Here is a 9964-nt window from a genome sequence, read left to right as displayed (position 1 = left end):
AGGGCGCGGATCTCCAAGGCTTCGCCGCAGCCGGCATCGCTTCCGACCACGAAATTACTTCGGGCGACGACGTGCTGGAAAAGCTGCGGGCCGGCTTTACCGTAGAGCTGCGGGGCTCGCACGATTATGTGCTGCCGGGCGTCGTGGCAGCCCTCAAGACTTTGCCGCAAGTGCCGCAAACGCTGTCGCTTTGCACGGACGACATCTTTCCCGACGATCTCGTTAAAGTCGGCGGCATGATCGATCACATCCACCGCCTCGTCGGTCACGGCATGCCGGCAATCGATGCACTGCGCGCTGGCACGCTGAACGGCGCCATGCGCTTGGGTCGCGAGGATCTGGGGCGCGTCGCTGCGGGACGTCGAGCAGACATCGTGGTTTTGGCGGACCTTGAGAGTTTTGCTGTGCAGCGCGTCTTCGTGTCAGGCAAGCAAGCCGCGCGCAACGGCCAATTGCTGGCAGGAACACCCGGCGAGCCAACCACCGCCTTCACCGATACTGTGAAGCTTGCCCCGCTGACGGCCGAAGATTTCACCCTCTACGCGCCTGCAGAAACTGGCGACACGGTCGAGATCAACACCGTTTACCGTCCTCGCTTCACCGAATGGCAGCGGCTGACGGTGCCCGTGGTGAACGGCGTCCTTGATCTGCCCGAAGACAAGCTCGTCATGGCCGTGGTGCATCGCCACGCCAAGCGCAGCGCCCAGCCGAGCCTCGGCGTTCTGGACGAGTGGGGATCCTGGACCGGCGCAATCGCCACAACGATTGCCCATGATAGCCACAACCTGAACGTCTTTGGTCGCGATCCCGCCGATATGGCCGCGGCCGCGAATGCGTTGATCGCCTGTGGCGGCGGCATGGCGGTGGCGAAGGACGGCAAGGTGATCGCGCTGCTTCCGCTTCCCGTTTGTGGATTGTTGTCCGACGCACCGGTTGCCAAGACCGCCGAGGCGCTCACAAAGCTGCGCGATGCTGCGGCTGAAGTCGCAGACTGGCTTCCGCCCGTGCGAACCTTCAAGGCTCTGGTCGGCGCAAGCCTCGCCTGCAATCCTGGTCCGCGCGTCACCGACATGGGCATTGGCGACGGCGCGACAGGTGAACTGCGTAGCCTGTTCGACCTGCACCAGTTCTAGAAGCGCCACTGGTATTTAGCGCCATTCCATCACGATAGTCGTTGAAGCTCACGCCACCTTCAGCTATGCACGACCTGCGCGATCCGCGCCCGGCATGCACCCGTAGCTCAGCTGGATAGAGCGCTGCCCTCCGAAGGCTGCTGTCAACGGTCGATGGTGTTTGGGAGATACAAAAAAGAATCTTGTTTACAAGGGTTTGCGTGAGAAGCCGGTGGGCTTTCAACCTACAAGTTTTTCGCGTAAGCATCGCGTAAGCAACAGGCACCCGTAGCTCAGCTGGATAGAGCGCTACCCTCCGAAGGTAGAGGCCACACGTTCGAATCGTGTCGGGTGCGCCATTTCATTACCGCGAGAAATTGGATGCTCGGCGGCTTAATTAAACGAGCTAAGACCAGGCATTCGACGTAGATTGACTCCGGCTTAGTTTAGACCACTCAGAAGCTGCTAGAGGAGCAATGATGAAGCGGTCTCCTCGCAAGTAGGCCTTATTCAGCATCGAGATCGCTTCATCCCCGACGGCGTTCGCCCCTACCTTCGATTTTGCCACCAAGCTTTTCAGCGCGGCATCGACCCAAGCGCGTTGGATCGCGCGCGACAGCTCGGACAGGAAGGTACAACAAACGTCTAAGATGACGAAAAACTGGGTCTTGCTTGCACCTGTTCCATCAAGTTTTGAATGGAGTTTCTTTTGTGCGCATTTCGGCGATGTCCCAGTATCAAGCACGATCCATTGAACAACCTTTGACCGAAGTAGGTCGGTTTCGGCGAGGCTGCTTACAGGTACCAGCTTCCTCAATCCTGAACGGGAGAGATGGTGGATGCCCAAACGGCAGTTTTATCGGCGCTGCTCCACTGAAGCGGACATTTACTGCCACTGGTGATGCCCGTAGGTAGAGATGTTTCATAATCCGTTCGGCTTTCTCGTTCGTGAGGGCAAGCACCGCCTATGTCCCTCTTTCATGGTTTATCGGCTTTCCCCCTCACACCTACCGATAGGGCGGGCAATGTGGAGAAGGCGCTACTTGGCCGATTGCTCGACCGGATAGTTGCAGCTCAAGCCGACAGCATTGGATTGCTTGGCAGCACTGGAGGATATGCCTACTTGTCTCGCGAACAACGGCAAGTCGCTGTCCGCACGGCCGTGGATCATGTCGCCGGACAAGTGCCGATCATTGTCGGCGTCGGTGCATTGCGAACGGATGTTGCGGCTGAGCTTGCGAAAGACGCCAGGGCGGCTGGTGCGGATGGCTTGCTGCTGGCTCCAATGTCCTACACGCCTCTCACCGACGAAGAGGTGTTCCAGCACTTCGCAGCCGTGGCCGAGGCTGGCGAACTGCCGCTTTGCATCTACAACAATCCCAGCACCACGCGTTTTAGCTTTACGGACGACCTGATTATACGCCTTTCAAGCCTTCCCAACGTTAACGCCGTGAAGATGCCGCTCGCTGCCGATGGCGACTTCAGGGGAGAGCTGCATCGGCTTCGCGCGCGGACACCCGGCAGTTTCTCGATTGGCTATAGTGGCGACTGGGGTGCTGCCGATGCGCTGCTGGCGGGATGCGACACATGGTATAGCGTCATCGCAGGGTTGTTGCCCGAAGAAGCCCTTGCACTGACACGGGCGGCAAAAACCGGCGATCGGAAGACCGTCGAGCGCCTTAACGCGGCGCTTCAGCCGCTATGGACGTTGTTCCAAAAGTTCGGCAGTTTCCGTGTGATGTATGGGATCATAGAGGCTCAGGGCGTCGGCAGGATTTTGCCGCCTCGGCCGATCTTGCCCCTCCCTTCCAGTGAGCGTGATGCAATCGATCATGCTTTGGATGTGCTCACGTCGGCTATGAAGTACGCAGATTGAAGGCTTTTGAATGCCGCAATGAAGTCGCGTTTGGACAGCTTTCAGCGTCTGCTTCTCCAATCACTTGCAGAGAGACGTGGTGGAAGCAGTCGATCTGCTTTCCGGCAAGAGTCGGTCTGAGTGGACACCGACCTTTTCGTCATCTCCGCCCGCCCTCAAGGTGCTCTACCAGCCAATCAATGAATGCTCGCACCCGAGCGTTCAACCGCTTGGCCGGCGGGTAAAGGACGGAGATCGGCTCCGAACCGTTGGTCCAGTCGTCCAGGACCCGCACGAGGGCGCCGGAAGCCAGATGCGGCTTCACCGTGGAAGCAAACGTCTGGCCGACCCCCAACCCGTTCAGGATCATGTTGACGTGCCCGGTGCTATCGTTCGCCATGACATGAGCGGCACCGATCTGAACGTGTTCCCCGTCCTTCTCAAACACCATCGGCTTCACCTCTCCCGTCGCCGCGGAGAAGTACCCTACGAGTTCATGACCTTCGAGAAGTTGCCTCGGGTCCGTCGCAGGCGGATGTCCCTCGAGATAGGCCGGGCTGGCGCAGGTGATAAGCCGATCCTCGTAGATCGTCCTTGCGATTAGCGAGGTGTCCGACATGCGGCCCAGCCTCACGACACAGTCCACCCCTTCGCCGATGAGGCTGACGGGTCGGTCGCTGATACCCACCACCTCCTGAATGTAGGGATAGCGGTCGCGGAACTGGCCGAGCACCGGGATCAGCAACGTGTTCGCCATGGCCGAATGCAGGTCGATCCGGATCCGTCCGCTCAGGCCGCTGCCCCGCTGCCGGAGATCCGCGTCGATGTCGTGGAGGTTGGCGAGAAGCGATCCGGCCCGCTTGTAGTACTCGCTTCCTTCGGCGGTCAGGGCGAAGGCGCGCGTCGAGCGCTGAAGCAGTTTGGTTCCGAGGTGCGCTTCGAGCTGGGACAGAAGCTTGCTCGCCGTCGACTTCGGCATCCCGATGTCGGCGGCCGCTCGGGTCATCGATCCCGCCTCAACAGTTCGCAGGAAGACCCGGATGGCGGCGAACTGATCCATGCCTGCCTGCTATCGCTATAAGCCTCGATTGTCCACGTGTGCGAACACTATCTTCACGGCAACCACGCTACACGAACGCGCAGGCTCCGACTACCTGAAGGGCAACACCAACGGAGCCTTGCCATGACCGACCGCGCCGAGCGCCACGCCGCCCTCCTTCATCAGCGCTACGGCGACCAGCCGAAGCCGGACAACGTCATCTGGAATGCCGTGGTGGAGGCACAACTCGCTCACAAGTCGGTCCGGACTTTCCTGCCGGAGCCGTTGCCCGATGGCTCGCTTGAGACAATGGTCGCTGCGGCGCAGTCGGCCTCGACGTCGTCGGCCCTCCAGCAGTGGAGCGTCATCGCGGTGACGGATGCCAACCTTAAACAGCACATCTCGAAGACGATCGCCCGTACCGTCCCGACCGACCGCATCCCGTGGATCGAGGAGGCGCCCGCGCTGCTGCTCTGGGTCGCGGACCTTTCACGCTCGGCCGCCATCACGCGCGAGCGGGGCGACGAGCCCGTGGTACTCGAGTATCTCGACGCCTTCTTGATGGGGGCGGTCGATACCGCGCTTGCCGCCCAAAACGCGGCGCTGGCGGCGGAGTCCATCGGCCTCGGGGTCGTGTTCCTCGGCGTCCTGCGTAACGCCGCAAAGGAAGTCGCCGAGATCATTGGCTTGCCAGACCACAGCTTCTTTACCTTCGGCATGGCGGTCGGGCGGCCTGATCCGTCCCGGCAAAGCGCGTCACGCCCGCGTCTGCCTCAGTCGGTGATGCTGCACCACGACCGCTACGACCGGGAAGGATTCCGATCCGCGCTGCACGGCTACGAGGCCGCCTACAAACGCTTCCGCGAAGAGCAGGGTATGCGTCCGAAGGCGTGGAAGGATGCCGTTCGCGAGTCGGGGACGAGCCTTGCCTACATGAGTGGGCGGGCGAATCTTCGCAATGTGATCGCCGAACACGGCTTCAAACTGCGCTGAGGCGACCTTTCCGATGCACCATGCTTTCCGGTGGTCCCGCAAGACGTGCTTCTCGGCTTGCAAGGGGTCGAATGCTGCCCAGCCGCTCTCGGGCGTCGCTTCCTGGATCAGGTACGGCGAGGGATGGTGGGAAGCTGTCAGTCTGGCTTCGGGCAGATCCGGTGAATAGCGGACGTCATCCGATTGTCATGGGTGGGAGGTCACAATAGGAGGCGTCGCTGGGTTGTGCGACTCTGGCGGGTGAAGTTGACGATTGTGCTAGGCGTTCCCGATGGGGCAGTTGAACGAGCATCCGATTCAAATGGTACGGCTGGCGAGGTCTTTCACGTTTTCCTTAAGCTCGGATTGACCGCGTTTGGCGGACCCATTGCGCATCTTGGCTACTTCCGCGATGAGTTCGTACAACGCCGTAGTTGGGTCACCGAGAGCGGCTTTGCCGATCTGGTAGCCCTGTGCCAGTTCCTGCCTGGTCCCACGTCCAGCCAAGTTGGATTTGCGATAGGCCTCCTGCGCGCGGGCATCCCTGGAGCGCTTGCTGCCTTTGCCGCCTTCACGCTTCCGTCGACGATCCTCATGTTGGCGTTCGCGTATGCTGCTGACCTGATTGATGGATCGACAGGGTATGGCTTCCTGTCCGGGCTGAAGATCGTTGCGGTGGCAATTGTCGCGCAGGCGGTCTGGGGCATGGCTCGAAACCTGTGTCCTGATCGACCACGGGCAACGATTGCCCTCCTTGCGATCCTCGTTCTAGTTCTTTGGACCGGCGCGTTCGGGCAGGCTGCCGCCATCGCGCTCGGCGCTGCTGTGGGATTTGCATGGTGCCGCGACGACGCAGTGCCCGCACCCCTTCACCACGTCTTCGGGGTTTCGTCATGGGTCGGCCTGGGTTGCCTTGCCTCATTCCTGCTTTTGCTTGCGGGGCTTCCATGGCTCGCGTCCACAAGCGGATGGCAAGAGCTCGCAGTGTTCGACGCCTTCTTTCGATCGGGCGCTTTAGTGTTTGGAGGCGGTCACGTGGTTCTGCCCCTTCTGGAAGCCGAGACCGTCGGCAAGGGCTGGGTCGCCGCCGACTCATTTCTTGCCGGCTACGGTGCGGCTCAGGCCGTGCCCGGTCCGTTGTTCACCTTCGCGGCATATCTGGGTGCCGTGCTAGAGCGATCGCCTAACGGTATGGCAGGCGCCGCGATCGCACTGGCAGCGGTTTTCCTGCCTGGCTTTCTTCTTCTTCTGGGCGCGTTGCCGTTCTGGAATGTGCTTCGCAGGCGGGCGACGGTGCAGGCGATGATGCGCGGAGCCAACGCCGCGGTCGTCGGGATCTTAGGCGCAGCGCTTTACGATCCCGTTTTCGCAAGCGCTATTGTTGATGGGGCTTCCTTTGCACTGGCAGTGATCTGCTTCGTGCTTCTGGTCGCCTGGAAGGCGCCGCCCTGGCTCGTCGTGGTCGTTGGAGCGCTCGGAGGAAAGCTAATCGCGACTTACTAACTTCGGTTCGGAACGGCGCTATTCGCCGGCTAGGTCAGGAAAACCGCGCCTGCGGCATGGATGCCATTTGCCGTGAGCAGGCAACAGACCGCGAACGATCCGAGATCCTTGGCGTGCCGCGCGAACTCGGCATAGCCGGAAGATATTTCATCCACGAGCACTTCGATCGCTGTATTCAAGGCTTCGATGGCAAACAGGATCAGGAACAAGATGGCCTGCGCCGCATAATGCCAGGCGGGTACGCCAACCGCCGCAAAGAGGCTGAGAACTGCGAGACAGGCGCCGATCTCGTGTCGGAAGGCTGTTTCATCAAGCAACCGTCGGAACCCGCCAAGAGAATATGTAGCCGCTGCCAAGACATGGGGCAGCCCTCTCTTTGGCAGGGGCTTGGCTGGCAGGTCTTCGGGTTGCCTTGTCACGATGGGCCGTCCGTTTTTGCATCGCCGGCGATCTTTCCCGCCAATCCTCGGCACGACGCGAAAGCATCGAGTGCCCGGTCGTAGAATTCGGCTGAAACGTCGGTAAGGCCGAGGACGGTGTGAAAGAGGTTGTCGTGCGAGAAGGCGCGGTCCTGTTGCCCTTCCAAGCATTTCATGTCGAGACCGTTTGCCTGGGCATAGGGGTGCGACAGCCATGCGATGAAAGGAATGTGGGTCTGGGTTTCGGGCGCCATGAAGTAGGGGGTTCCATGAAGATAAAACCCATTCTCGCCAAGTGACTCGCCGTGGTCTGACATATAGATCATGGCTGTGGCTGTTTGCGGATCTTCGGCCTTCAGGAGATCGATCACCTCGGAAAGAATGTGGTCTGTGTAAAGGATCGTGTTGTCGTAAGCAGCGACGATCTCTTCCTGTCGGCAATCGGCGAATTGCGCGGTCGTGCAGGCTGGTCCGAAGTGCTGAAAATCGGCCGGATATCGCTTGTAATAGGCTGGCCCATGGCTGCCCAACTGGTGCAGCACCACAACCGCATCCCCTGTTTGGGGCCGCTGTTGCAGGTAGGTCTTCAGCCGCTCGACCAAAATCGCGTCCTTGCATTCGTTTTCGCTGCAAAATCGCGTGTCGTTGGAATTCGGCAGGAACTCGTAGCTGATGCGATCCGCGACGTTCTTGCTGCCGGTGTTGTTGTCGAACCAGTCGACCTTGACGCCGGCATGGGTAAGAACATCCACAAGGTTCTCCGTCGCGAGCGCCTTAGGACCCGAGTAAGTCGATCTCGGATAAATCGAGAACATGCAGGGGAGCGAGACCGCCGTTGCCGTTCCACAGCTCGATGTATTGGTGAAGTTCAGAACCGACCGCTTTGCAAGTTCTGGATTGGTGTTGCGGGCATAGCCATTGAGGCTGAAGTTCTGCGCACGAGCCGTCTCGCCGACGACGATGACGGTAAGGGACCGCAGCTGCGCGGATGCAAGGCGAGTGCCTTGTTTCGCATCCCTGCCGAGAGGGGCGACGACGATGTTGCGTTCCTTCGCCAGCCTACGGGCATATTTTACGGCACCCACGATCGGTCCGCCGGGGTTGAGTGTCATCAGGAGGTCGCCGCGCTCGCGGAAGGTAGAAGCGAAAGCGGGATAGTTCAGCGCAACGATCGCCAATGCGCCGAAAACGCACGGAACAATGACGGCCATGTTGTGCAGTAGCTTAGAGCGGAAGGGCCGATGCACGATCCGGGTCCACGAAATGAGAAGGATGGGCAGGACGACGTAGAAGGCCAGATGAACGAACAAGTTAGGCGTCAGAAGGTTGTGCGCCTCGCCCGGCGTGGTGACGATGGCGTTCTGGATCATGTCACGGTCGAAGATCGTGCCGAACGCATCCGTGAAATAGGATGCGGAGCCTCCAATCAGCACCAGCAGGATGAAAGCAGGCTTGATCAGGTATTTCAGCGACAGGCTGGTCAGCACGGCTACCGAAAGGAATAACACCGCAAGCACCAGGCCTGCGAACTGAGCCTCGTGCCCGCTGAAATAGTCCAGGCCCTTGTCGAGGAAGGTCCTGTTCGTCAGCACAAGCAGGTATGCGGATACGATCACGGCCATCGTGACGCTTCCGACCCGCGGTCGAGAAAGCTTCATTGTCGAACTCTGATGTTGTTGGAAGAAGAGGGCAGGGACCGACTTGTTCTTCGATCCCGCGCCGCGTTCCGATGCGCAAAGCTGGGCTAGCCGGAACGAGGGACGGCAGGCGGGCGGCAGGAGCGGTGCTAACGGCTCAAGGCAGCCGCGAAGGCGGTCTGTTCTTGCGCGGCTTCAGTAGAGGGTGAAAAGCGCCGCCACGACGCCGTGCAGATGAAGGTCGTTGAGCAGGACAACGATCGGCAAGGGCGCGAGGAACCACATGCCGTCGACGAGGGTCCGCCCGATTGAAGCTGCATCGAGATGCAGGTTGCGGTTGAGATTGAACCGCAAAGGGTTCAGCCAGAACCTCGGAGTCACCCTGCAGTAATCCCGGTAAGCGGTGCCGAAACGACGATCGAGGAAACGCTCTTCCTTGCGTGCGGTGATGGCGAAGATCTGGGCTGCAAGGGCGAACAGCAGGACGGCAGCGCCAATCGATCCGAACATCAAGCCGATGCCAGCGGCGCCGATGCTGGAAAAGAAATAAAGGGGGTTGCGCGTCATCGCAAAAGGCCCATTCCGCACAAGCTCAAGGCTTTTCACCGGTCCGATGTAGAGGATGCTCCAGATCCGGCCAAAGAGGCAGATGGTGCCAAATGCCAGTCCGGCCCACCACAGGCTCGATTGTACCGAAGTGCTCCATCCAGATTGAGAAGCAAGCAGCGCAAGTCCTAGGGCTGTGGAAAGCATCCTTAAAAAGAACACGCGTTTCTTCTGATCGACCGAAGTGAAAGACGCACCTTTGGCAGGCTGTCCAATATCCATGGTCAGGTTCATAGGATGTCACCTCGGCTGGGCTCGCGCTTGCGGCCGGTCAGCATCGACAGAGTCAGATTCTCTTGACGGCGGCGGCTAGCCCAGAGGACGGCGCCGACATGGGTGATGATGAGAGCCAGCGTTTCCATCGCAATCACTCGGTGTGCGAGGAGCATTCCGGAGCCCGGTCCATCCGGCGGCGTTCCAAGCATCCAGCCGGAGAGGGCAAGGAGTCCGATGTTGGCAAGGAGAAGGATTGCCATCAGTCCGCCGAGCGGCGAATGGCCGAGGTATCGCTTCTCCCGGCCACTTCGTAGACAGCGGGCATAAGAAAGGGTTTCGCGATGGCTGCGCACACTATGTGAGAAGCGCGCGTAGTGCGGTCCCGCGGCGCCGTAGACGACCCGGAAGAGGACTAGCAGCATCATGATGCAACCAAGCCATCGATGCAGGACGGGATGGCGGTGCGCGTCAACGACGATCGAGAGCACGAAGCTTGCAGCGAGCGCCCAATGGAACAAGCGTTGAAGCGGATCCCAGACATAGAAAGTCCTGCCGCGCGTCATCGCGACTGCGCCTTCTTGTTGCCGCCGATTGCCGAGGTGTCG

The 9964-nt window shown here is 60.2% G+C and carries 9 protein-coding genes and 1 tRNA gene; 5 read left to right on the top strand and 5 right to left on the bottom strand.

Annotated elements, in window-relative coordinates:
• The 3 genes from RTX98_RS00260 to RTX98_RS00250 all read left to right on the top strand — a co-directional run.
• A partial coding sequence (locus tag RTX98_RS00260) for an adenine deaminase C-terminal domain-containing protein (protein ID WP_312793778.1) occupies window positions 1-1133 on the top strand: 1133 nt, incomplete at its 5' end.
• Window positions 1134-1394: 261 nt separating this feature from the next.
• A tRNA-Arg gene (locus tag RTX98_RS00255) sits at window positions 1395-1471 on the top strand.
• A gap of 608 nt (window positions 1472-2079) precedes the next feature.
• On the top strand, window positions 2080-2988 hold the full coding sequence (locus RTX98_RS00250) for a dihydrodipicolinate synthase family protein (RefSeq protein WP_312793776.1): 909 nt from the start codon (window positions 2080-2082) through the stop codon (window positions 2986-2988).
• 139 nt (window positions 2989-3127) lie between these two features.
• Here RTX98_RS00250 and RTX98_RS00245 read toward each other — a convergent pair whose 3' ends face one another.
• A complete protein-coding gene (locus tag RTX98_RS00245) occupies window positions 3128-4027 on the bottom strand; it encodes a LysR family transcriptional regulator (protein ID WP_312793774.1) in 900 nt (299 codons plus the stop codon).
• A gap of 123 nt (window positions 4028-4150) precedes the next feature.
• On the opposite strand from RTX98_RS00245, the gene RTX98_RS00240 reads away from it, so the two are divergent.
• Together RTX98_RS00240 and chrA are read left to right on the top strand one after the other, a co-directional pair.
• On the top strand, window positions 4151-4999 hold the full coding sequence (locus RTX98_RS00240) for a nitroreductase family protein (RefSeq protein ID WP_312793773.1): 849 nt from the start codon (window positions 4151-4153) through the stop codon (window positions 4997-4999).
• Between the two features lie 252 nt (window positions 5000-5251).
• The gene (gene chrA, locus RTX98_RS00235; RefSeq protein WP_312793900.1) at window positions 5252-6481 is read left to right on the top strand and encodes a chromate efflux transporter; all 1230 of its coding nucleotides are present in this window, start codon (window positions 5252-5254) and stop codon (window positions 6479-6481) included.
• 29 nt (window positions 6482-6510) lie between these two features.
• On the opposite strand, the gene RTX98_RS00230 is transcribed toward chrA, so the two are convergent.
• The 4 genes from RTX98_RS00230 to RTX98_RS00215 all read right to left on the bottom strand — a co-directional run bounded on the left by RTX98_RS00230 (window position 6511) and on the right by RTX98_RS00215 (window position 9922).
• A complete protein-coding gene (locus RTX98_RS00230) occupies window positions 6511-6900 on the bottom strand; it encodes a diacylglycerol kinase (RefSeq protein ID WP_312793772.1) in 390 nt (129 codons plus the stop codon).
• Window positions 6897-8558 (bottom strand): phosphoethanolamine--lipid A transferase, encoded by a 1662-nt coding sequence (locus RTX98_RS00225; RefSeq protein ID WP_312793771.1) that lies wholly within the window; start codon window positions 8556-8558, stop codon window positions 6897-6899. Before RTX98_RS00225 ends, RTX98_RS00230 begins: the two co-directional genes overlap by 4 nt.
• Window positions 8559-8732: 174 nt before the next feature.
• The gene (locus RTX98_RS00220) at window positions 8733-9377 is read right to left on the bottom strand and encodes an isoprenylcysteine carboxylmethyltransferase family protein (protein ID WP_312793769.1); all 645 of its coding nucleotides are present in this window, start codon (window positions 9375-9377) and stop codon (window positions 8733-8735) included.
• A complete protein-coding gene (locus RTX98_RS00215; RefSeq protein WP_312793768.1) occupies window positions 9374-9922 on the bottom strand; it encodes a cytochrome b/b6 domain-containing protein in 549 nt (182 codons plus the stop codon). Before RTX98_RS00215 ends, RTX98_RS00220 begins: the two co-directional genes overlap by 4 nt.
• Between the last annotated feature and the right edge of the window lie 42 nt (window positions 9923-9964).

The sequence above is a fragment of the Tianweitania sp. genome (genome assembly GCF_032053605.1).
In the GTDB taxonomy this organism is placed as follows: Bacteria; Pseudomonadota; Alphaproteobacteria; order Rhizobiales; family Rhizobiaceae; genus Tianweitania.
Note: the sequence above shows the minus strand (reverse complement) of the source record. Positions and strands in the feature narration are given on the sequence as shown.